19 protein-coding genes, 1 tRNA gene and 1 pseudogene are annotated in these 22,678 nt (G+C 43.8%); 5 read left to right on the top strand and 16 right to left on the bottom strand.

What is annotated here, in order from left to right; all coding sequences use genetic code 11:
• The first annotated feature begins 25 nt into the window (after nucleotides 1-25).
• A complete protein-coding gene (locus WH37_RS03815) occupies nucleotides 26-946 on the top strand; it encodes a hypothetical protein (RefSeq protein ID WP_143088633.1) in 921 nt (306 codons plus the stop codon).
• Here WH37_RS03815 and WH37_RS03810 read toward each other — a convergent pair.
• Nucleotides 937-1,206, bottom strand: a complete 270-nt coding sequence (locus tag WH37_RS03810) for a YqzE family protein (protein WP_231594112.1) — start codon at nucleotides 1,204-1,206, stop codon at nucleotides 937-939. The genes WH37_RS03815 and WH37_RS03810 overlap by 10 nt on opposite strands.
• 63 nt (nucleotides 1,207-1,269) lie before the next feature.
• Here WH37_RS03810 and WH37_RS03805 point away from each other — a divergent pair, with 63 nt between their 5' ends.
• Nucleotides 1,270-2,007 carry an N-acetylmuramoyl-L-alanine amidase family protein gene (locus WH37_RS03805; RefSeq protein WP_231594111.1) on the top strand — a complete coding sequence of 246 codons (738 nt, stop codon included), beginning with the start codon at nucleotides 1,270-1,272 and terminating at the stop codon, nucleotides 2,005-2,007.
• On the opposite strand, the gene WH37_RS03800 is transcribed toward WH37_RS03805, so the two are convergent.
• Nucleotides 1,972-2,889, bottom strand: a complete 918-nt coding sequence (locus WH37_RS03800; protein WP_231594110.1) for a divergent polysaccharide deacetylase family protein — start codon at nucleotides 2,887-2,889, stop codon at nucleotides 1,972-1,974. The two genes, WH37_RS03805 and WH37_RS03800, sit on opposite strands and share 36 nt — an antisense overlap.
• A gap of 203 nt (nucleotides 2,890-3,092) precedes the next feature.
• On the opposite strand from WH37_RS03800, the gene WH37_RS03795 reads away from it, so the two are divergent.
• The 3 genes from WH37_RS03795 to WH37_RS03785 all read left to right on the top strand — a co-directional run bounded on the left by WH37_RS03795 (nucleotide 3,093) and on the right by WH37_RS03785 (nucleotide 4,927).
• A complete protein-coding gene (locus tag WH37_RS03795; RefSeq protein WP_046229246.1) occupies nucleotides 3,093-3,923 on the top strand; it encodes a hypothetical protein in 831 nt (276 codons plus the stop codon).
• 48 nt (nucleotides 3,924-3,971) lie between these two features.
• Nucleotides 3,972-4,727 carry a hypothetical protein gene (locus WH37_RS03790; protein WP_046229245.1) on the top strand — a complete coding sequence of 252 codons (756 nt, stop codon included), beginning with the start codon at nucleotides 3,972-3,974 and terminating at the stop codon, nucleotides 4,725-4,727.
• A gap of 113 nt (nucleotides 4,728-4,840) precedes the next feature.
• Nucleotides 4,841-4,927: transfer RNA gene (locus tag WH37_RS03785), tRNA-Leu, on the top strand.
• Between the two features lie 120 nt (nucleotides 4,928-5,047).
• Here the strand turns inward: WH37_RS03785 and WH37_RS03780 are convergent.
• From WH37_RS03780 to WH37_RS03715, 14 genes and pseudogenes are all read right to left on the bottom strand, one after another.
• Nucleotides 5,048-5,786, bottom strand: a pseudogene (locus tag WH37_RS03780) (DUF2935 domain-containing protein).
• 121 nt (nucleotides 5,787-5,907) lie between these two features.
• Nucleotides 5,908-7,107, bottom strand: coding sequence for an MFS transporter (locus tag WH37_RS03775; RefSeq protein ID WP_046229244.1), 1,200 nt, complete (start codon nucleotides 7,105-7,107; stop codon nucleotides 5,908-5,910).
• A gap of 319 nt (nucleotides 7,108-7,426) precedes the next feature.
• On the bottom strand, nucleotides 7,427-7,606 hold the full coding sequence (locus tag WH37_RS03770; RefSeq protein WP_046229243.1) for a hypothetical protein: 180 nt from the start codon (nucleotides 7,604-7,606) through the stop codon (nucleotides 7,427-7,429).
• Nucleotides 7,607-8,078: 472 nt separating this feature from the next.
• Nucleotides 8,079-9,269, bottom strand: a complete 1,191-nt coding sequence (locus WH37_RS03765; protein ID WP_046229242.1) for a Ger(x)C family spore germination protein — start codon at nucleotides 9,267-9,269, stop codon at nucleotides 8,079-8,081.
• Complete coding sequence (locus tag WH37_RS03760; RefSeq protein ID WP_046229241.1) at nucleotides 9,262-10,365, bottom strand: GerAB/ArcD/ProY family transporter; 1,104 nt, start codon at nucleotides 10,363-10,365, stop codon at nucleotides 9,262-9,264. Before WH37_RS03760 ends, WH37_RS03765 begins: the two co-directional genes overlap by 8 nt.
• Before the next feature lie 26 nt (nucleotides 10,366-10,391).
• Nucleotides 10,392-12,104 carry a spore germination protein gene (locus WH37_RS03755; RefSeq protein WP_414811808.1) on the bottom strand — a complete coding sequence of 571 codons (1,713 nt, stop codon included), beginning with the start codon at nucleotides 12,102-12,104 and terminating at the stop codon, nucleotides 10,392-10,394.
• Nucleotides 12,105-12,428: 324 nt separating this feature from the next.
• Entirely contained in the window at nucleotides 12,429-14,393 is a 1,965-nt protein-coding gene (locus tag WH37_RS03750; RefSeq protein WP_046229239.1) for a glycoside hydrolase family 5 protein, read from the bottom strand.
• A gap of 24 nt (nucleotides 14,394-14,417) precedes the next feature.
• Nucleotides 14,418-16,451, bottom strand: a complete 2,034-nt coding sequence (locus tag WH37_RS03745; protein WP_046229238.1) for a hypothetical protein — start codon at nucleotides 16,449-16,451, stop codon at nucleotides 14,418-14,420.
• Nucleotides 16,448-17,251: an SDR family NAD(P)-dependent oxidoreductase gene (locus WH37_RS03740; protein WP_046229237.1), complete on the bottom strand. Its 804-nt coding sequence runs from the start codon at nucleotides 17,249-17,251 to the stop codon at nucleotides 16,448-16,450. The genes WH37_RS03745 and WH37_RS03740 overlap by 4 nt, the downstream gene beginning before the upstream one ends.
• 19 nt (nucleotides 17,252-17,270) lie before the next feature.
• Entirely contained in the window at nucleotides 17,271-18,431 is a 1,161-nt protein-coding gene (gene dgoD, locus WH37_RS03735; RefSeq protein WP_046229236.1) for a galactonate dehydratase, read from the bottom strand.
• Nucleotides 18,432-18,521: 90 nt separating this feature from the next.
• Nucleotides 18,522-20,018, bottom strand: coding sequence for an extracellular solute-binding protein (locus tag WH37_RS03730; protein WP_046229235.1), 1,497 nt, complete (start codon nucleotides 20,016-20,018; stop codon nucleotides 18,522-18,524).
• Between the two features lie 63 nt (nucleotides 20,019-20,081).
• The gene (locus WH37_RS03725; protein WP_143088635.1) at nucleotides 20,082-20,936 is read right to left on the bottom strand and encodes a carbohydrate ABC transporter permease; all 855 of its coding nucleotides are present in this window, start codon (nucleotides 20,934-20,936) and stop codon (nucleotides 20,082-20,084) included.
• A 21-nt stretch (nucleotides 20,937-20,957) separates the two neighbouring features.
• The gene (locus WH37_RS03720) at nucleotides 20,958-21,878 is read right to left on the bottom strand and encodes an ABC transporter permease (RefSeq protein WP_046229234.1); all 921 of its coding nucleotides are present in this window, start codon (nucleotides 21,876-21,878) and stop codon (nucleotides 20,958-20,960) included.
• Nucleotides 21,879-21,880: 2 nt separating this feature from the next.
• Nucleotides 21,881-22,567 (bottom strand): GntR family transcriptional regulator, encoded by a 687-nt coding sequence (locus WH37_RS03715; protein ID WP_046229233.1) that lies wholly within the window; start codon nucleotides 22,565-22,567, stop codon nucleotides 21,881-21,883.
• Nucleotides 22,568-22,678 lie beyond the last annotated feature (111 nt).

Here is a 22,678-nt window from a genome sequence, read left to right as displayed (position 1 = left end):
ATTCGCTACTTTAGCGATCTGCCTCATGAAGAAAAGGGTGAATTTATTGCTGAGCCATATTCGCAAGCTAATGATCGGCGCATTATTATTAAGCGCTTTATTATGGACAAGCAGCCTTCAGCTCCCGCAAGCTGCCGCCATGCCGGAAACCGAAAATGCTGTTGATACTGCCCTCCTCGCCCATGTTGAAGCATGGACAGCGCAGCTCTCCGCGCAGCCTGCTTTCAAGAGCTGGCAAGGCGCAACGCTCGATATTTCCGCACTCGGCCCTGGCACACACAGCTGGATGGCCAGCGTTATCCAGCACAAAAAAACCGTCGGCTACCTCGTTGTCCATGCAACGCAGAGCGGCGGGTTTATTTTAGGTGAATATGGGCTTGGCGACTATCTATATAACTTAACGACGCTGCAGCAATCGCTTCAGCGGCTTGAACTTATTCCATCTACCACCACGAGTACGCCGCTATATATTCATCCACTGCTGTCCGTCTGGAAAATTTCCGGCAAGGCTACCGCATACACCGATGCCATGAGCGGTGAAGCGGTGCCGCTGACTGCGTCTCTCTGGAACGCCGAGGCAAGCCAAGAGCTTAAGCTTATTCAAGACGAAACGCCGCCTATGACCTCCACCGCGGGTATTACTAAAGCGGTTTCCAATCCTTCATTCAGCCCTTACGAGAAGCTGCAATGGCTGACAGATGCGCCTGTAAGTAAGGCAGAATCTAAAGCCTTCATAAAGGTGCTGCACATTTTGGACAAAAAGAAACACCTTACCTATACAGCGGCAAGGTTTAATGGCGAAATGCTTTATGTGTGGTCGGCAACTGGCTATCACAGCTGGGATAACGGCGCTGTCTACGTCGCCCTTGAAACGGATGAGCTTGGCGAAAGCCAGCGTTATGTGCCACTTTCGCTGCTTGCAGAGCTAGGTGATTTTTATCGCTGACGCTCGCTTTTTCCCCGCCACCACATTATAAGACTGACAGGCCCCCAGCCAAACCAACGCGTCAGCCATGGCTCCCTTATCGCCTTCGCTGACGCTTTCATTTGCTTGCGTTCATCTTTCGGCTTCTCCATATATTGTACAACCTGAACGGTTACATATTTAATTAAATCATCCCCGCTAGCCATTTCTGCCGCTCCCCTTTTTGCTTGAGTCGTTGATGATATCAGTTTGCCCTGCCATCTCCAATCATAAACATGCATGAGATTTCCTCCTTTAAGCCACGCTATAGCTAGGACAAAAGCCTTTCAAAAGGAGGATGGCATGTGCTTGCTTACATTCGATGTTTGATGATTACGCTGCTTTTCTGCCTTCCTGCCCATTCCACAGCAACGGCAACAGGAAATAGCAACGCTCCAGAAGACGATTCCGCCTCACCCTCTCAGCTTTCCGAATCCCATGCTGGACACTGGACGATGCCTTCTTCTGTCGTACTCATTGATGCAGGACATGGCGGCATTGATGGCGGGGCAACGGCAGGAGGCGTAATGGAAAAGGACATTAATCTTGCTGTAGCGAAAAAGCTTTACTTGCTCCTAAACAGCCAAGGCATTACCGCCGTGCTGAACCGCACGGACGATTATGCGCTTAGCGACGATAATCGCTGGCATATTAGCGGCTCCCGGCATCGGCGCGATCTGTCCCAAAGAAGGCAGCTCACCGAGGAGATACCTACGCAGCTGCTTGTCAGCCTCCATGTTAATTGGACACCCGACCGCTCGGAGCGCGGACCGCTGGTGCTGCATCAGAGCAGCGGGGAAAGCGCCCTGCTTGCTTTCTGCATTCAGGACACGCTTAATCGCCAGCAGCGCACACGCTTTCTCCCAAGGGAGGGCAAGCCGTTTTATTTGCTCAGACGCGTATATCAGCCAGCCGTTATTGTCGAGATGGGCTTCGTCAGCAATGTTGATGATCGAACGATGCTAACCGACCCCCGCGGGCAGCTGCAGATAGCATCAGCGATCGCTTCAGGGATTCGGCAGTACAAGCTGATCACCAAATGATTGCAGGACCATATCCGACAGCTTGACGAAGGAAACGGCGGCGTTCATATCAGCTATCGACTGCCTTAGAACAGCCGCTGTTTTTTTTCCCGGAGGCCCCACATGACCGATTACGACGCATGTAACATGCGTAGCGAGATGCTTCTGCACTTCGTTCATTTGCTTGCCAATATGCTGCAATGTATACACATCATCGAGAAAAACATCGTTGGACAGCAGCGGTACGCCAAGCTCCTTGGATACCTTCGGCACAACGGTTTTATAGGTCGTCCGGCTGTCGAGGAAAAACAACCCGCGCTGCTTGCAAACGTCAAGCACGATCCGCATAATCCGTTCATCCGCAGTCACCTTGGACCCCATATGATTATTCATGCCAATCGCATGAGGCACATTGTCAATGGCTGCATTAATCCGCTTGCGGATTTCGGCATCGCTTAGGTCTGCCGTAATGGCGCCGGGACCGAGCCATTTTCGCAAGCCCTTATTGGGCTCCATTGGCATATGCACGATGACATCATGCCCGAGCCGATGTGCCTCCTCCGCATCTTTGCGTGTAGATGGCATAAACGGCATAACCGCCGCTGTAAACTTGATCGGCAGCTTCAGCATTTCCTCCGTGCCAGCCATATCATTGCCGAAATCGTCAATGACGATGGCAAGATGGCGCTGCTCCTGCGCCTGAGATTCTGCTGCATTTGATGCCCCTTGCCCAGGCGGGTGCGATTCCGAAATCCATTGCCGCTGCTCGGAAGAAAGCGAATGCTGCTGGGCTGCAAATACAGAAGCGGTTCCCGTTCCATTGCTCATGGATAAAACTAGGAGGATTAGTCCAAGCAGCCTAACCGTCCTTTTTTTCCATAAATAGCTTCTCTTGGCGTTCATTCTTCAACACTCCTCATTCGCTATCAATGCGTCATCACTCATTCCCTTTCATTGTTTGTGAACTTGCGGCAAAATATGCTGAATGCTGGAAATTAATTCGCCGTTTTTCTGCATCCTTTGTCACATATCGCCAAAATGACCAATTCCATAGTAAAATAGCTAGGAAGGACGCTGGCTATTCATTTATGAGGAGGAGATTCGTTATGCTCGATTTAAATAGCTCTATTTGGTCGAAACTGGAAGGTCCTTATGGCTTCGCCGATTCCGTACCGGAAATGCTGCAGCAGTTAACGCAAAATTATGACTCAGAGGTCAAAGATGAGCTTTACTGGGAACAGCTTTATCATCAAAATACGATTTACCCGTGTACCTACGCTGCGGTCCCTTATTTGGCGGAAATCGCCCGTCTCTCTAACGATCCAGAAGTGAAGCTGGATATTTACATCACCTGCGGTTTATTTGAAGCAAATAATACTTGTGATTTAACATCGGAAATGCCAGCAGTATTTGAGGAATTAGTACCTGATATTGATACAAATGTACGGGCTGATATTTATCTTTCTTATTATGATGCGATTAAAAGGCTTGGTGAAATGTCCGAGCAGGTCGCCGCCTACGCCCAGCCCCATAAAGATGATTCCGAGAAACGTTATATCGCAATCGCCGATGCTGCTTTTCACGGGGAACGAGCGGCTGCGGGCATGCTGCAAACCCACAGCGAGGGTGATGAATATGTGGCTGCATGCCCTGCTTGCGATAACGAAACGTTCATTTGGCCGGATGAAAGCGGGGAGAAGCTTGTCGCGTACAAGGCGGATCCCGTATTTAACGGCAAGGATGCTCCTGCGCCCATTATACCTGCTGATCCTGCCAGCTCAGAGGAATCCAGCCTTCGTTATGTGCATAGTCGAGCTGAGTGTTTGGAGGATGAGCAGCTTAAGGCACAGCTGCCCTATCTGGCTGGACATATGAATTGCCCTGCCTGTGGCGAGGAATTTCGTATTTGGGAGCAGCTGCTTGCCCTCTATGACTAAAAATAAAGCTTTTTTCTACCTCATTCTACATAAAGGCAGCGTGATCATTTGCATAAATCATTTTATATTATTTGGACGATCATCATATTATTGATTGGCTCCATTTTACTTGGCTATTTAATAAACAAAACGTTGCTAGGCTACTTCGCGCCAATGAGGACTTTTCCGACCGAGCAGGCCGCGAATACAGAAGTAAGTATAGAAGCAACTCCAGCATTTGAAGAGGAAGCTTCAGCTTTCGAAGATGAAACTTACTCCCCATTGTCTGTAGAAGAGTATTGGGACAATGAGGCAGAAGAAGAACGGCCCGAACAAGTAGCGGAAATGGAGGGAGAAACAGGCACCTTCAAAATTTGGGATGACTTGGATGATTTGCAAGCGACATTTAATGAGGCCGCTTTGCTGATGTATCCTTCGATTCAATTAGGTGAAATAACCGTTAAAGAGGGCAGCGCTGGAAGTTTATTTTATAATTATTATTTCTCGGATACTCATAAGCTGGACGGAATAATTAATCCAGTAGACGGTAGTATCGGAAGATTAACTATCCATATCCCTATCGATGCAACACCTGAAACGTTAGATTATTTTCTAAATACTATCCACATTGCTGTAGCAGCCGCTAATCCGCTCTCGAAAATTAATACGAATGTTGAGGACATATTAATTTCTCTTTTATATGAGGACTCCAATTTTGATTACTACAACATGGATAATTGGGTTGAAGAAGAAGGAATAACCTACTCCATTAGCAGCGTAGACGGTCATGGTATTTGGTTTAACATATATGAGAGCCCAAAGTAATGGGATACACGCCAGTGATTACGCAGTGCATTAATCTGAAAATTTCAACTTTTTAAGCAAACTTGACTTCCCCCATGACAACATGCTAAATTAAAAATGTAAATTTTGCATTTGCGGTCGTGGCGGAATTGGCAGACGCGCTAGATTCAGGTTCTAGTGGTGTAACAGCCGTGGAGGTTCGAGTCCTCTCGACCGCACCAACCCTTCAATTAATAGGTTCGTTGAATTGCTCACAAAGCGGTTTAACGAACCTTTTTATATGCGAATGAAATTCAGGCTATTACTCATAACCTGAGCTTACGAAGTTTCTGATGTTTAAATTATTCTACTCTCGGCTTCGCAGGGTCACAGCCAGGTGGCGGAACTGATTCATTTTGGGATAGTTTTAGTAAATAGTAACATTCTTCCCTATACATATGATCCGGTACAAGTGGATTTAATCTACTCAATAACTCCGCACTAATATCTTGCTCCTCAACTTCCTGTAAAAATGCCATGAATATTTTCATTTCCATGTCCACATCTTTATAGAACTTAGTTAGTGCTGGATAGTGTTCTCGCATCGTTCGAAAATATCCTTTTCAAATTGCATGCTTTTTTTATTAATCTCTTTTCAACAATATCCAAATCCATACCAATTGAAGCAGCGTGTCCTGCTGCATCAGGAAGCCACAGCAAGTCATGATGCAGCGATGGATACCTCGGCACTGGGTTGCCTCCAACAACTGCCTGTAGAATTCTTAAATATTCCTCTAATTCATTAAGCATATGATTAAGAAAGGTTGGTGTAAGGCTAATATTTATTTGACCTAAAAGCAATTTGTCCAACAATTCTAATTTATATAAACGAAGATTAATCGTCAGTTCGTGCGCTTGCCGATTGACTTGCGATAAATCAGCATTTTCCTCTTTCCGCGCAGTGTAAAGTAACCTGTCATATTCTTCAATAAACTGCCGAGCAAGCTGAACTTCTTTTGTTTGTGTTGTCGATAAGGCATGATAGATAAATCTTGAATGATCACCTAGTATTTGCAACCAGAATTTATGCTCAAACCACATTTGTACATCCATCACGTTATTCTCCCCTCAAAAAGAAAGTACTCTAAAACCAATACTTATGCTTTTTGAGACCCCCGTATGTATACATTTGGTGGATACATTAAATGTCTAAGCGGTTTTTTTATTGACTAGCGTTCGGCTTTATTGCAGCTAACGTCAACAGACAGCAACCCAATCCAACAGCGGCAAACATATAGAAAAGCCAATGATCATGTTTCATTAATGTTGACACAATTAAAGGTCCTCCCGCTACTCCAATAAATCTGGCGCTACTGTAGAGGGCAGTAATGGTTCCCCTTTCTTCCTTCTCAATACCTTCTGTTATCAATGCATCTAGACTAGGAAGCGTCAATCCAATGCCTATTCCTCCAATAAATAGTAAAAAAAGAAATAATATAAGTGAATCATTATTTTTAAGCCCGCATACGAACATCCCTACAGCCAATACCAATAATCCTATGATTGTAATCCACTTCATGAAATGCTTGTTCTTACCAATTAATTTGCCGGTAATAAAAGTTGAAACACATACTGCAAATAAAGGTATAGCAAGTACAAGTCCTTTATAAATATTTTTGATGTGATATTGATCCTCTAGCGTATTAGACAAAAAGTACAAAAATCCAAACATAATAAACATAACCATACAACCTATGAAAAAGATTGCATAAAGCCAGAGGCCGTTTTTGAAAAAAATATTTTTAAGCGTACCAAGAAAAGACTGAAGGTCGCGATTATTCTTCTTCTGTTTTGGTGCTTTAACAAAAATAGCGACTGCAACAATCGAGATAAACGAAAGTATCGGAATAACGGCAAGTGGGAGGAACCAGACAACTACAGAAAGTGCTGAACCGAGTACAGGACTAAGTACTTTACCAAATGTATTCGATGTCTCAACGATTCCAAGTGAGCTGCTAACCTGATCTTCTCTTTTGTACATGTCCCCGACGAGAGGAAGCACAATCGGAAATGCTCCAGCCGCTCCGATACCTTGAATCAATCGTCCAGCCAATATTGTCAGATAGATATGACTGCTTAGCAACCATGCTCCAAAACCGGAAATTGCACCTCCAATAGCCGTAATAGTTAGTCCTAACAAAATGATTTTTTTTCTGCCGTACCGATCGGAAAGATAACCTGCAATAGGGATACAGAGAATGGAAATACCTGCATATACCGTAATGATAAGGCTTGTCTGTATAGCAGAGATACCTAGCGTTTTCTGCATAAGAGGTAACACAGGCAACAGCATTGAATTAGCCAGCGTCATCATCAGTGGTATTGTAGCTAATGCTGCCAAATCCCATTTTTTCTTATCCATTACATCCATTCTCCAATCCGACGATTCGTTTCTAAATCATGAATCATTCAAGCCACATTCCTTCATAAAAAGTCAGGTTTCAAAAAATTAAATTTAAGATGAAAAGCATCCAGATCAATCGAAGGCGCAATTTTTCAACATCGTTTTCTGAATAAGGGGCTTTAGTCCTTTCGCAGCGATGCTTTTCATTTTACAGATAAAAAAGGTACTGCTCCAAAATACTTTTGGGAAACAGAACCTTTCTTCCTTTTTCTGTAATCTCCCTCTAACGAAAATAAATAACCAACAAAAAATGAGCGTATCTTCATAGAAAGCCAGGCTATGCGCTCTGGCTTGGTTTTTTACTTATGCTTATGAGCTCAAAAGCCTCTTTAGGAATTCCCAATTCCTGAGCCTTGTTCTTTTTGATCACCATGGCCTGTTGTAAACTAGTGGCTTGAAATTCAATCGTGGTCCCAAACGGATCCTCAAATGCATAGTAACTTTTTTTATTCGACATTAACTTAGCGCCTCCCCTCTTTTCTAGATAGATTGTTGCGCCTGACAATATTCTTTTTCGCAGTTAGCAGTTACCTGAATCCGTGACAGTGAAAAACGAATGCGGATTTAAGAGAAAAACGAAGTATATGTGAGAGAAAATGCAGTTTCCTAACTTTTTGACTTTTCACCCAATGGGTGAAAAATTAGAAGTGCTGATTTCTCATAATTTTCTTGTACTCCCTCGTTAGATCTCCCGTAATCTCATTTTTCAAAAATGGGCTTCACGGATTCAGGAGTTAGCTAAAAATATTATGTCCATACATCCTGTTCATATGCACAAATTAGCAACTGCTATAGGCACTAAGACAGCAGCATCATATTCTAACCATTCCAAGCTTGCTTGTACGTTGGGGCTGCCCCTAATTCATTTTTGATTTAGGAATGGTCAAGTTCGTAAATACGCTCAGCGACCACATTCCCTTTGAACGCGTTTATTCTGTCGAAGAACCAAAATCAGTAATCGTCAATTTGACCTCAAAGGTTACGGGGACCTGACTAAACACTTCATCCCAATTATCTTTAACACTTTTCCATTTCTTCGGATATTTAATAGAGAGCACTTTCCCAAAACCAGCTACATCCACTTTGTATTTCGACTGCATTTTCCGCATAAGATGATCAAGCATTGTTGTTAATCTTTCTTCAAAAACCTTCTCTGCTCCCTCTAAATAAGCTAGCTCGGATGGGTTTTCTTTCGTATCCCAATTTTCAATTAATCTCCCGTTTGATTCAATCGCAACGTGAAACGAAATCGCGTCACCTTGTAATTTGGCAGTCGTTTTACTGTGCATAGATTTAATCTCATAGGTAATGTTTTTATTTCTCCAATCATAGCTTTTAATTACGCCTCCTTGACCTGTCCCTTGAATCCAGGATAGGCTTTCCACATTTTCTTGATTCAAATCGCCAATCCACTTGCTTGTTTCCCCCTTAATAATTCCAGCACCTGAAAATTCTATTTCCCCCTTTGTAGAGACGATATTTTGCAATAAAAAGCTTTGTTGTGAGTGAAGCAATCCATCCAGCTGAGTTAGATTAACATCTTTCATTACCTTATTGGTTCTGTATCTATTTTGTGTCATCGAGTTTATCCGAAAAGCAGGGACCTCTTCCGGCTGATTACTGATAAAGGTATCATAAGCCTTCCCCTTGCTCAAAAATACCCGGCAGCTTGGACGTATATCGTTATCACGCAGCACGAAGTCCATTAATTGATCCATCTGATTCTGTTGTGCCAATTTTGTAGATACTACAATGACTTTAAGATGATGCCCAATGACTGGACGCTCTCTTCTTGTTGAGTATTGACGCATAATTTCAAATACAGAATCCCCTGTCAGGCGCAAATTTGAATACTTCAGCAGCTGCTTCTCGCTTGACTTTTCTTGCCTTTCGAACGATTTTATCGGAACAATTTGTATCGTAGCTGTCAATAGATTTTTTTTATAGTACGTTGCGCCTTCTCTTTCCAGATTGCGTTCAACTTCAGGCCGTTCACCTACATCTAGAGCCAGACCTGCATAAACACTTAAATCCTCAATTTCTTTACTGCTCCAGCAGCCTTGAGTGACAACAAGTGACGATAAAAGAAGTAAAGTAAGCAAGTTTTTACATCTATACATGATGATTCAAAACCTTCTTTCTAAAGAGCAATATGACAGTAAGCAGGACAGGCACGAGAAAAAATAAAAAGATCCCCATCTTGCCTATCGTATCACCTAGCTTAAAAACATCATTTATTCGCTCCGGAAGCATCGTAGTGATAAAAATAACGGGGATTAATCCAAAGATCACCGGGTGAATCTTTAAACGAAAAACCTGTGAAATGCCTAACGAAGCATTGAAGTAAAAACTGGTGAAATTGCAAAACAACTGCATCATCCAAATGACTAGAAATGGAAACTCAAAACGCTCAAAAATTAATCCTGTAATTTCAAAGCTGCGAAGAAGGTCGATGGTAGGCCAGGTGCTATTCATCACCGAATCTACAGACATTCCTCCTACAACGACGATTACAGTCATCAGATAGAGCACAAAAGGAATGCCGATACCTGCAAATGTCGCTCTGACTGCCCGCTCTGGATGCTGCATATGTGCAACGAGAGTCATGATCACTTCACATCCTGTAAATATAAGTACCGTAGATTTCAACCCCTTAAATACGGGGAGGACACCTTCACCCAAAACAGGACGTAAATTGTCGATATCAAATAATCGAATACTCAGGAAATACGAAAGCACCAGTATGAAAATACTGATTGGAAAAATAATTTGAAAAACCCGTGCGATGGCATTAATCCCTCCAAAACAAATGTAGGTGCCTACCCAAATAAAGGGAATGATAATTGCCCAAATGGGGGTTCCTTCCAGCAAATAGTACATGGTGATCTCTGCAAATATCCTTACCTCGAAACCGGCAATAATGATGTAATAACCAATCAAGCAAACACCTAAAATTCCGCCAGGTATAGTGCCGACAATTCGTTTAGAGTATTGATACACCGTATGATTAGGAAATTGCTGGCTTAATTTCACCATAACCATCGTTACCATAATGACGATAAAACCACCTAATAGCACAGATAGCCAGACATCCGGTGTTTTTGCAGCTTCGATTACACCTCGGGGCAAGGTCAAGATACCGGCCCCCAGTACTGTATCTGTTATAAAGATCGAGGTTTGTGTTGTGGTGATTTTATCATCGTTGCGAATAAACACGTTTGCCCCTCCTCTCTAAGCCATCACTATCTTCGCTTCTTGTCTTGCGTCTTCATCATGTCTGGTCGTTTATTCATAAAGGGTAGTGGGGCTCGCAGAAATAAATCCTTCCAGTCATTAAGGCGAAACGGTGAGATCGGTGTCACATAAGGAACTCCAAAGCTTTTCAGCTTGCTTAAATGACCGCAAATGATCAAAATAAACAAAATGGTTCCAAACATCCCCAGCACAGCTGCACATAACATGCCTCCGAAACGTAAAATACGCAAGGTAATGCCCGCGCTATATACGGGTATCGAGAAAGAAGATATAGCTGTCACGGCTACTACGATTACCAAAAAGGGACTGACAATTCCTGCCTGCACAGCGGCCTCGCCAATGATTAAACCGCCAACAATGCCCATTGCCGGTCCAATAGGTTTGGGCAACCGAATACCCGCCTCACGTAATATTTCAATTGATATTTCTAGGATCATCACTTCTATTAATGAAGGAAAAGGGACACCCTGCCTGGTTTCAATTATCGTAACTGCAAGCTCTGTCGGTATTAAGCCCGGATGAAAGGAAATAAACGAAATATATAAAGCTGGTGCCATAAGTGCCAAGAACGCAGCGAAAAATCGCAGCATACGCAAAAGAGTTCCTGGCAGCCAGCGATCATAATAATCCTCAGGCGATTGCAGCAGCATGCTAAACGTTACTGGCACAATTAGAGCAAAAGGAGTCCCGTCCAATAGAATGGCTATCCTTCCTTCTAATAATCCACTAATGACCCGATCCGGACGCTCTGTATTTTGAGATTGCTGAAACGGGCTTAGGTAATCATCCTCAATGAGCTGTTCAACATAACCAGATTCAGCGATGAAATCCATATTGATTTTTCCAATTCGATCTCTTACTTCCTGAAGCAGGTCTGGATTAACAATATCCTTCATATAAGCAATAACCAGTTTCCTTTTAATTCGAGTTCCTACCTCATACATATTTATTTCCAGCTCTTCACTGTAACCTTGTCTTCGCAGCATCGATGTATTCTCACTTAGTACCTCGGTAAATCCGATACGAGGACCTCGAAGCAAAGCTTCAGAGCTTGGTTCATTGATTGCCCTGGTCGTCATGCCTAACGAGCCAATAAGCAGGGCGTGAGGCATACCTTCAACAAGCAAGGCCGTAAAACCCATCAAAATGGATTGATTTAATCCATGAAGCTCTGCAGCTTCATAGACCTCGCAAACAGGAAGTACTTCATCTTGAAGATAAGAAGCCAACTCCAATGGATCAAATAAATGACTTCTGTCTGAGGCAGCCTGCTTAACATCAGCCATTAAAATTTTCATTACATACTTACTGATCAGCTCCTCATTCTGCATCCCATCTACAAAAATGAGCGTAGCCCGAGCATGAAGCTCTGCTATTTGAAATTCTCGAAAATGGACATCACTGTTGCTGCTAATAGCTTGTTTGATTGCCTGCAAATTATCTTTATAATGGTCAGATAAATTCGTATGGGCGGCAAGATGCTGGCCCTTCCTTGCTTTCTGCGCAGATGCATTTTTCTTCTCAACTAATGACCGCATATATTTATTCAGATAATAAAAACCAATCGCAATTACCAGGCTTAGGATCGCCTGCGCACAAACTTTCCAATTAGGGAGGTGCGATATTATAACAGACCACACGCTAGTCCATCCTTTCTTAATAAAGCTCAATTTTAACTTGTCCCTTTCTTTTCTTTTCATGCACAATTTTTCAGAAAATCAAAAAAACCTATTTAGATCGAAGTTGACGATCTAAGTAATAAACGGCTGCGTTTTGTTGTCTCTTCGAGAAGTTTTGCTGCGCTTGAAAAACGAAAAAACCGGTCAAAAACCTTGACTTCACAAGGCCTTTGACCGGTTTAACTTCTCTTACTTTGACTTATTTTCTACATTTACATTGGGGCTGATCTGGTAGTCTTCCGGATTAATATTCAATGCCGGAATATGCTTCAGAGAGGTTGGCTCATCCGCAATCCGTAAATCTTGTTGTAGTATTCTTTTTCATTTAAAATCCACTGTGCCTTATCAGTTCTCCCCTTCGCATGTCTCCTCATCCTCAGACTGAATAACGTTCAGCAGTATGGATTGAGCCGGTTCTCGTATTCCTGCCGAATCTACACTATAGAAGCCAACAACATATTGTCCCGGCTCTTCCAATAAAAGTTCATCCCCCGGCACCGTTGCCCAGCCGCTATTTTCTCCTGCAATGCGGAAAGCAATGTGATCCATCGATGCTCCGCCAAATGCCTCTGCCGCAAACTGTACATTAACCGGTGCATAATAGGTTCCCTGACTTATTTGCTCACCCGTAATCGTCGCAACCGTTTGTGGAGGATTTTCCGGATTGGCTTTTCCCAAATCGATAAGTTCCACATCATCCACATAAAAGGAAGAGTTCGCAGTGGTGCTCCAGAAGCGAACGCTAAGCTTCGCGGTTTGCTCAGGGGCAATAAAATCCAGATCCACTTGTTCAAACTCTCCATTTGTTGGTCCAAGATCGGCGACAACTCTGTGATTCGGGGTTGTTGGGCTATAGGAGCTGTTGACCGTATAAAGCCAGAAGCGGGCAGTTCCTTGATCCACACGAATGTTTGCCTTTAATCGGTATACATTTTGATCTGTAGCATTCATCCATTCTTGACTGATGCCTATCTTGTCAGATCCCGTTGTTATTTTTTGCACGGGATTGTCATTAAGCTCTACTATGGATGTCTCAGCATTAGCACCCGCGATCCAATTGTTTCCTAATCCATCTTCGTTGCCGTCAAGCGTAAAATCTCCGTTTTTAATTAAATTTACAGGAGAACGCGGCGAATCTAGCGGAGCAACAAATTGATTTGCATTTTTTGAGAAAAATGCTTTTAGAATCAATTCACGATCTGTCGGTTCGATGGCACGTGCTGCTTCTTTATTGGCATCGCTTGTCATTTGGTCATTATAATCGACACTCCACCCATTCCAATCGCCATACGCATGAAACGTCCAGCTCCAGCCAAACTCTTCGAATAATTCGATGGCATCGCGAATGTATTGTGCAGAGCCTGGAGCCCATCTTACAGCGCTAAATTCACCAACATAGATGGGTACGTTATATTTATTTTGAATATCAACAATAGGCTGCATTACCTCTCTTAGTTTCTCTTTATCCCAATATACCCCATTAATTATTCCCGGATAAACAAGCTGATCCGGCCAAACCTCTGTCTCAGGCTGGCCGTTATGATAGCCAATTCCTTGATGCGTATACACATGAGGCTCATAAAAATGGACACTATAAATAACATGCTCATCATCTATTAGCGGAAAATCGCCTTGATACTTCACGGGATACCCTGGTCCGGCATCAATCCATACATTTTCTTTGAAGACTCTCGGCAGAGCGCCGGGATCAGGCTCGATAATGACCGGAGTGGTGGAATCCAACTGTCGGATGGCATCCACAACCTGTTGTGTCCAGGCTTGCCAATTGGGAGAGCTTACAGGAAGCTCGTCGATATTATGCGGCTCATTTAAAATATCATAACCCCAGATATAATCTCGATATGGCTCCAAACGCTGGACAACTTCCTCCCATGACTCCATCCACACATCCAGATTGTCTTCATCACCCCAAAAAGCCGAAGATTTATCGGAAATGTCCATGGGAAGAGAATGCATGTCAATAATCGCCACCATTCCCTGCCTTGCGGCCTCCTCCAGCCCCGCTTCCGTTTGGTCAAGCACGGCATCCCACGCCTCGGAATTGGTCAAGGCTTTCCCTTCTCGCCATTGACGAGGATGAATTTGCAGCCTCACCGCATTAACGCCATACTCTTCCCGCAATTGTGCTGCATTTTCCATAGTGACGCTGCGTCCAAATGTATTAAAGCCTCTGATGGTCGCAGGCCTAGACAATGAATCTTCAGCGCTGACAATGTTTGTTGGAGAAATAAAGGGAATTGAGCCCACTAACAGTAATAATCCCATAGAAATAGCCGCCAATCGTCTCATCAATCAAACCTCCCTTGGAGTCGTTTAATCCTTCAACAGAAAAAGCTTGGTTTCACCGGCTTTAATCTCGACCTCAAACGTTGTTCCGTTCATCGCAGTGATCTCCGCTCCATCAAAAAGTTCCACTGCTCCTGTCATTTCCGATTTAGGAAAATGGAAGCGGTACATCCCCCCTTTCTGAGCCTGTATGCCAATTAATCTATCGTTTACATACAGAGGATCATTTGTTTCACAATAGAGATGAACGCCTGCCATTACGGCCATCCTTTGCAGCAATTCGCCCGGGATAGGAGCCATGCCTGAGAAAAAATGAGGTGCGCCGTGAATGAGCTTGCTTGCCAAAGCAGGCATCTTGCTTTTTTCATAAGTCCCCCAGATGGAAGCCTCCGGATCAGATACGTGCAAAATAGGCGAGATGGAACGCGAGAAGCCATACTTTAATGAATAGTGGGAATGTTCAACTGCAATAACCTGTTCCGCTGAATCCGACAACTCAACTTCAAAGCCTGTTATTTTGGTAACTTCATCTGCAGAAAAACCGCCTTCTGTAATCAAACCGGGACAGTACATCCATAAAATAGCTGTTCCCTTCTCTGCCAGCACTTGAATCTGCTTCCTGGACTGCGGACTTAAATAAAAGGCATTCAAAAAAATAACGAACTTGTATTTATCACGGTTAAATTCCGGGTCATGAAGCTCGGAAAGGCTAAACAAATCATACGGAGCGCCTATACGGCCCAATCCATCCATTTGCCGCAGCAGCAAATCGGTATTGATATCTGCCCCAGCATCGGCGTAATACATGGATTCAGCATCCGCGAATACAGCAATTTCCGCTGCGGATGCCATTGGGATTGGCAGCAGCTTGTTGGCAATGTCTTGCATACTCGCAATCTGCTTCTTCATATTCGGAGAATCGAACCATCCGCCGAACATGTCGAACCACCATAAACCGGTCCTTTTTGCCATAGCCATACAGAAATCTCTTCTCATCACGGACAAAGTCTGTGTTTCACTAAGAAATTTGCTGTCATAACCAGGAATATTCTTTCCTTCAATCTGTTTTGGCGACTGATGTGTAATATGATCAAACTCAAGAAAAAACATTTTTTTGCGTCTAAGCAATGAATCAATGGTATTCATATAGGCGCCTACGCCCGAGAAGCCACGATGCGCATAGGAAGATGGGGCACAGTAAATATCAATATGCTGCGAGTTAAACAGCTTTTCGTAAGCCAGATGTCCTTCATGAAGCAGCCGGTCAAAAGCCAATTCAAACAAATAACCGAAAAACACGCCTACAAGCTTCCGGTTTTCCATAGCTTGCTTGGCTCTTTCAGCAAAATACAAAACAGTGTCTGCTACTAGATGATGATGAAATCTCCAGTAATCCAGAGCTTCATGCTGCTTGACCGGATGCCGAAAAATGCCAAGCTCTGTTTCATTCCGGCTTTCTGCATTCGGGATAGACCGTGTATCATTTCCTGTATACTTTCGATAGGCCTTTTCTTTTAGGGGATGCGACTCACCATAATCGCTATGGCTGAACCATTCCGTTGTGCGCCCGCCCATTAGAAAGTAACCCAGCACCAGGTCCGGGTATTTTTTCTCCGCATAAGCAATCAGATTTTCCAAATATAAAGCTGTATCCTCGCGCCATTTATCATATCCGGCAACCTGGCTTAAATGGGAAAATGAATTCGGCGTGCCTTCATGCTCAGCCAGCCACCACTCACGCGTATCCAGATGTACCATTAAAAAAAGCTTTGCTTCCGGCGCACAGGTTTGAAAAAGCTCCAATTGTCTATCCAGCGCCTCAAAATCATAGTTGTTTTCCCCAATCCATGTTTCACCAAACGAAGAGTAAGGAACACCTAATGAGCAATTCAACCCACTGACTAAAAGCGACATTACCCTTACGCCGGCCTCATAAAAGGCAGTGACATTTTGTTCATCTGGCCGAAAAGAGCGGAAAGCAAGCGGGGGATACAAACGATCATCGGCGGAAATCATCAATTTCCCGTTATGCTCAACAAGGGCAACCTGCATATCGCTCATTCTGCCAGCTCCTTTAATTTGGGCATTGCAGCTTCACAATGTGACGGTACAAGCTGAGCTGCCATACCACCATCCACCACCAGTGAGGTACCGGTTATATTTTTCGCTAGATGACTGGCCAAGAATAGAACAGCATGTATAACATCCTCATACATGACCTCTATCCCTAAAGGAATGTTGGAGCGGCGCCGTTCAGCCTCAGACGCTGAAATGTCATCCCAGCGCGAGGTGCGAACATAACCCGGCACAACGCTGTTGGCTCTTATTCCAAACTCCGCCAGATCCAGTGCCATTGCTCTGGTTAATGCGTCCACTCCACCCTTGCTCGCTACATAAGGGCTTCGGCTTCTCAGCGCATGCGCGGCAGCATTTGAACCTATATTAACGATTGCTCCACCGCCTTGCGCTTTCATCATCCGAGCGGCTTGCTGTGACACCGCAAACAGTCCATTCAGATTAACATCAATGACTTGCTTCCATTCGGAATAGGAAGACTCAAGAAAATGAAAGCCTACAGCCTGCATACAAGCATTATTCACAAGGACATTTAATTTTCCCCACTTATCATTGATAAGCTTGAATAATTGTTCAACCTCTTGAGGCTGTGCCAAGTCTGCTTTAACCCCCGCAACCCTCTCCCCGTATTCCTTCTTTAGCTCTCGAATAACCTGATCAACCATTCCTTCCTCTTCCCCATTAACGATTACCGTTGCACCCGCAGTCAGAAATGCCGTTGCCAATGCTAATCCCGTATGCTGTGTCGAGCCTGTTACCAGCACGACTTGATCTTTAAAGTCCATCGTGTTCACTCCTCCTTCACTAAAAATAGGGCACGGCTTCCGGTGGTCTGATATTAGTCAGGTTTCCGCTGTAATGCCGCAGCTTTATCGGTTGAAACGGATACTTGAGCGCCTCCTCCTCATTCAATGAAATTCCGATACCTGGTTTGTCAGGAATACGAATACAGCCATCCTCGAACACAAGATCCTCGTCCGTCAAGTCCTTTCTCCACGGGATATCGTTATACATAATTTCCAGTATAAAAAAATTAGGAACGCAAGCAGCAAGCTGCAGCGTGGCTGCATTTGCAACGGGTCCGCTAGGATTATGCGGCGCAAAGGGAATATGGTATGCCTCTGCCATAGCCGCAATTTTTTTAAGTTCCATAATTCCCCCTGCATGGCTAACATCAGGCTGAATAAAATCAACTGCCCGCTTCTCCAGCAAATCCCGGAAAGCATATTTGGTGTATAAGCGTTCCCCTGCTGCAATAGCTACATTGGACCGTTCCTTAATTTGAGCCAGCCCCTCGATATAATCAGGAGGAAGCGGCTCTTCAAAAAATAGCGGTTTAAACGGCTCTATTTCTCTAGCAATTTGCATGGCAGCAGGAATATTAAATCTGCCATGGCCTTCAATCAACAGATCCACCTCGCTGCCTACTGCATCACGAACAGCGCCGATGCAATTTAAAGCATGGTCCATTTCCGCTGTACTGATTGACAAATGGGCTTTGCCAAACGGGTCCCACTTCAGCGCTCTGATGCCGCGGGAATATGCTTCTTTAGCCTTTTCTGCAAATTGGTCGGGCGTTTTCGCATTGGCAAACCAGCCATTTGCGTAAATTTTTATTTTATCCCGGCACTTCCCTCCGAGCAGACGATAGACAGGAACGCCCAATGCCTTGCCGTTAATGTCCCAAAGGCAGGTTTCAATAGCGCTTATTGCAGACATAAGTACCGCGCCTCCGCGGAAATAACTATCCCGGTACAAGGTATAATAAAGATGTTCAATATTCAGCGGGTTTTGCCCAATCAAATAACGTTCTAAATCCTGGATTGCTCCCAATAATGCCATTTCGTTATATTCCAATGTTGCTTCGCCTACCCCAACAATTCCCTCATCCGTGTGAACCTGAACAAATATCCAGTTCGTTCGATAGGCAAAAACCGTGTAGGTTTTTATTTTTGTAATTTTCATAAGACACCTCAGTTTTTGAACTTCTCAATCCTTGATCGCTCAAGGATTGAGAGATTTGCGATTTCTAGCAAGTGTCAGAAGAAGCTTTTTTTATTTGGCATGCTCCTGATGGTAAATTTCCGTTGCTTCCTCAACCCAGCGTTGTCCGCCAGCATCCATATATTTTTTAACAAATGCTTCATATTCCTTATCCAAATCACCTTTGGAAACAGCTAATGTTGCGAAAATTTCCAGCTCCAAATTGCGCAGGACAGACCCCAGTTCTTTCTCGACAGCTGGCTGACCGTAAATCATATCATCTGCCACTGCCTTTTCATTGCCCAGCTTAATGGCTGCTTGTGTTACCTGATTCAACATTTTATCCTCCATGCCGCCAATCCGATAACTGATTGCATAATAAGCAAAGGCGCCTTCATTTCTATGTTGAGTAGCATCGTCATAGGGAGCAATATACTCTACGGAATCATTGACCATATTGTAATGGACACCTTCAATGCCAAGATAAGTTAACCGGTCACCCTCCTCGCTATTTAAAAAGTTAAGCAATTTCATTGCTTCTTCAGGATTTTTGGATGACTTTGTAATGGCATAGAACATTCCGTTATCCCTTATAACCCTAAGTGGTCCTCCTTGTCCCTCAGGTCCGGCAATAATCGGAAATACCCATTCCGGCTGCGGCTCGGTATAGCGGGACAACCAATTGTTAGACGTCCCGACAGGTGAAAAATCAAAAGCTCCGACATTCCCGTTCCACAGACGTTCAAAAGCCTGCATTTGCGGAATCGTTGCAAAATCAGGGTCCAGCACCCCCTCTGCATACAGTTTATTTATAAACTTGACTGCATCCAGATAGCCGGGTTGAAGGATATATGGCTTTAACTGACCATCAATCATCTGCGGTCTGTCGTACGTAACTCCAAACGCGCTGAAAATATGCTGGAATGTATTCATGTTTTCCAGAGTTGCTCCCAAACCAAACGTATTGTCCTTACCTGATTTGTCGGGATCCCCTTTTGTAAAGGCTTTCAGAACCTCATAATATTCATCAATCGTTGTTGGCACTTGCAACCCTGCACGATCCAGCCAGTCCTTTCTCAGCGCCAGCATGGAGGGATAGCCGTGTCCCATAGGCAAGGCATAAATTTGTCCGTCTTGCGTTGCCCGATTCCCTAAATATTCACCTTTATTGTCGAGAATCTCTTGACCATACTGCTCCAGCAATTGATCCAATGGAATAATAACGTCGTTGTCGATCAGCTCTTCCAGCTGGTATGAATTAAAGGCAATGATGTCGGGAAGAGAATTGGACGCAATCATTACATTGAGCTGGTTTTGCAATTCTGCCGCATCCACTGTTATCGCTTCAAAGTTAATCCCTGTACGCTTTATAATTTCGCTGCGTACCGGATTTTCTTCAGGGAAATTAGTTGTTCGATGGTGTAATACCCGAATCGTGACGGGTTTGACGCTTTCCTCGCCTTTATTTTCTGAAGTTTCATGGTTGACCGCCGGGTCATTTACTGTGCCGCACGCCGAAATTACAAATACCAGCACTAGCAGCATACTCATTGTCTTTAGCATTTTCATGTTTTTGACCTCCCAGGCTTGTTTTTTTATTTCGATTTTATGTCCTGTTTCTTTTCCCCCGCATCACCCCTTCACCGATCCGATCATAATGCCTTTGACATAATATTTCTGAATGAATGGATATACGATCAGCATAGGCAATACGGAAATAACTACCGTTGCCATTTTTACAGACTCCTCGGTTACAGCATGAATACTGGTCATAAAGCTGTCCGCGCCACCAAGCTGCTGCAGCGAGCTGGTGTTCATCATGCTTCTCAAAAACACTTGCAGAACCTGCGTATCCTGCGATTGTATATATAATACGGCATCAAAATAGGCATTCCAGTGATACACGGCATAAAACAAAGCAATTGCGGCAATTACGGGCTTGGATAATGGCAAAATTATCGTAAATAATGTCCGGAGCGGCGAAGCCCCGTCAATACTTGCCGACTCTTCAATTTCCGGGGAAATAGTCTGGAAATAGTTTTTCATAATGAAAAAATTCCACGCGCTAATCGCTCCGGGTATAATTAAAGCCCATAATGTATCCAGCATTCCAAGCGATTTCACCAACAGGTAGGAAGGTATCATGCCTCCCTGAAACAGCATGGTGAAGAATACGAGCAAGGTAATACTGTTTCGACCTATAAATCTTTTCACTGACAATGGATAGGCAAATAGTGTCGTCATAAAAATATTGATTGATGTTCCTGCCACAAGACGAATTAGACTGTTCTTATAAGCGTCAAAAACCCCTTTGCTGTCAAGCAATAATTGATAAGAGGTTAAGGAAAAACCACGGGGGATCAGCAAAATCCCTCCCCCAAGCACTCGTCTTGGGTCACTAAGCGAATACATCAGAACATGCCAAAACGGGTACAGTGTCAGCAGAGCCATAAGAAGCATAAACATAACCAGGATGATTTGACCCAATGATATTTTTTTTACTCCCACTTAAAACAACCCACTTTCAGAATCAATCTTTTTGGCAATATAATTGGTAATCAACACTAACACCAGACAGACAAGTGCTTTAAATACACCCGTTGCAGTTGCCAGCGCAAACTTAGCCTCATTAAAAGCGAGCTTGTATACATAGGTATCCAAAATTTCGGAAACTTCATATACGAGCGGGCTATACAGTGCAAACACCTGCTCCAACCCGGCATTCAGCAGCTGACCTACCCTGAATATAAGCAGGATCACAATTGTTGTCCGCAAGCCCGGCAGCGTAACATGCCACATCTGCCGCAGCTTCCCTGCTCCGTCCACTTTTGCCGCCTCATATTGCTGAGGATTGATTGTAGCAATTGTAGCCATATACAGCACTGTACCAAATCCCGCTTCCTTCCAAATATTCGAGACGACCAGTAAGCCCCGGAAATATTCCTTGCTGTTCAAAAAGTTGGTCACCTTTCCTTCGTAACCAAAGAAGGAAGCGATTTCATAAATAACTCCGGTCGAAGGTGACAAGATGGCAAACATGATCCCGCCAATAATGACCCATGATACAAAATGCGGCAAATAAATCGCTGTCTGTACAAATCGTTGATACAGCACACTTCGCAGCTCATTCAACAAAATAGCCAACAGAATGGGAATAGGGAAAGCAAATACTAACTGGTAGATGGAAATAATTATGGTATTGCGCAATGCACGGGTAAACCCGTACGTGTTGAACAATTGCTGAAAGTTGGCCAGACCTACCCAATCGCTATCCATAAAGCCTTCAAAAATCGAATAATCCTTGAAGGCCATTAACACGCCATACATTGGGATGTAATCAAATACAAAAAAATATAAAATACCGGGAATAACCATTACGTATAAAATTTTGTCTTTTCTGATTTGCCTCCACATGTTCTGCGCTCTCATCGTCACCCCTCCGACCGAGCTTCGGAAGCAGCTTCCTGCATCCGGATAATTAAATCACTTTTGGCTTCCAGCACATGCTTTCTGGTTAGTTTTACCAAGCTTTGCTCATCCCTTTCTTTTATAGCGCGTATCAAATTTTGATGATCCTGGACTGCTTCCTCCAGTCGCGATTTGCTAAAACCAAACTTGCGGCGCAGGTTATCAATCAATCCCCAACGATGATCAATAATTCGTGTAGCCTCGGGATTGCCTGCGCAGCTGTTGATGACACGATGAAAATTTTCGTTGTGCATCAATAAGGCGGAAAAGTCGTTTCGAATAACAGCGGACTCAAATTCCGCTTCAATCTGCTCCAATTGCTGAATACGTTCATTCGACATAAATTGTAGCGCTTTCATTACAAGCATAACTTCAATACAGGCTCTGATATCGTACATGTTGGATATTAAGGTCTCATCGATCTTGCATACATGAGCGCCTTTTTGCGGCAACATCACCACCACCCCCTCCCCCTGCAGCTGCTGCAGCGCTTCACGAATTGGCATCTGGCTTACTCCATACCTTTTTACCAAATCGGCAATCACCAATCTCATTCCCGAATCAAAAACCCCATTCAAAATATCATTACGAAGTCGGTTGCAAACCCTTACATAAATAGTTTCGTTCATATTGATGGTCATATTCTTCATTGTGAGTTCAGAACCTTTCGAGTAAATTTTCCTCACTTAAAATATATACAATATATATTTTAGTGTCAATATATATTGTATATATTTTATTGATATTTGATACTTTATGAA

The organism is Paenibacillus algorifonticola, from assembly GCF_000971975.1.
GTDB lineage: Bacteria > Bacillota > Bacilli > Paenibacillales > Paenibacillaceae > Pristimantibacillus > Pristimantibacillus algorifonticola.
The sequence above is the reverse complement of the archived record's forward strand: the minus strand, read 5'-3'. Positions and strand labels throughout refer to the sequence as shown.

Excerpts from the sequence above, each read along its gene's own strand:
- WH37_RS03720 (WP_046229234.1), bottom strand. The coding sequence starts at position 21,878 with ATGAGAGCGCAGAACATGTGGAGGCAAATCAGAAAAGACAAAATTTTA.
- WH37_RS03775 (WP_046229244.1), bottom strand. The coding sequence starts at position 7,107 with ATGGATAAGAAAAAATGGGATTTGGCAGCATTAGCTACAATACCACTG.
- WH37_RS03800 (WP_231594110.1), bottom strand. The coding sequence starts at position 2,889 with ATGAACGCCAAGAGAAGCTATTTATGGAAAAAAAGGACGGTTAGGCTG.
- WH37_RS03745 (WP_046229238.1), bottom strand. The coding sequence starts at position 16,451 with ATGAGCGATATGCAGGTTGCCCTTGTTGAGCATAACGGGAAATTGATG.
- WH37_RS03795 (WP_046229246.1), top strand. The coding sequence starts at position 3,093 with ATGCTCGATTTAAATAGCTCTATTTGGTCGAAACTGGAAGGTCCTTAT.
- WH37_RS03755 (WP_414811808.1), bottom strand. The coding sequence starts at position 12,104 with ATGAAAAGAAAAGAAAGGGACAAGTTAAAATTGAGCTTTATTAAGAAA.
- WH37_RS03815 (WP_143088633.1), top strand. The coding sequence starts at position 26 with ATGAAGAAAAGGGTGAATTTATTGCTGAGCCATATTCGCAAGCTAATG.
- WH37_RS03740 (WP_046229237.1), bottom strand. The coding sequence starts at position 17,251 with ATGGACTTTAAAGATCAAGTCGTGCTGGTAACAGGCTCGACACAGCAT.
- WH37_RS03715 (WP_046229233.1), bottom strand. The coding sequence starts at position 22,567 with ATGAAGAATATGACCATCAATATGAACGAAACTATTTATGTAAGGGTT.
- WH37_RS03770 (WP_046229243.1), bottom strand. The coding sequence starts at position 7,606 with ATGTCGAATAAAAAAAGTTACTATGCATTTGAGGATCCGTTTGGGACC.
- WH37_RS03730 (WP_046229235.1), bottom strand. The coding sequence starts at position 20,018 with ATGAAAATGCTAAAGACAATGAGTATGCTGCTAGTGCTGGTATTTGTA.
- WH37_RS03810 (WP_231594112.1), bottom strand. The coding sequence starts at position 1,206 with ATGCATGTTTATGATTGGAGATGGCAGGGCAAACTGATATCATCAACG.
- WH37_RS03765 (WP_046229242.1), bottom strand. The coding sequence starts at position 9,269 with ATGTATAGATGTAAAAACTTGCTTACTTTACTTCTTTTATCGTCACTT.
- WH37_RS03750 (WP_046229239.1), bottom strand. The coding sequence starts at position 14,393 with ATGAGACGATTGGCGGCTATTTCTATGGGATTATTACTGTTAGTGGGC.
- dgoD (WP_046229236.1), bottom strand. The coding sequence starts at position 18,431 with ATGAAAATTACAAAAATAAAAACCTACACGGTTTTTGCCTATCGAACG.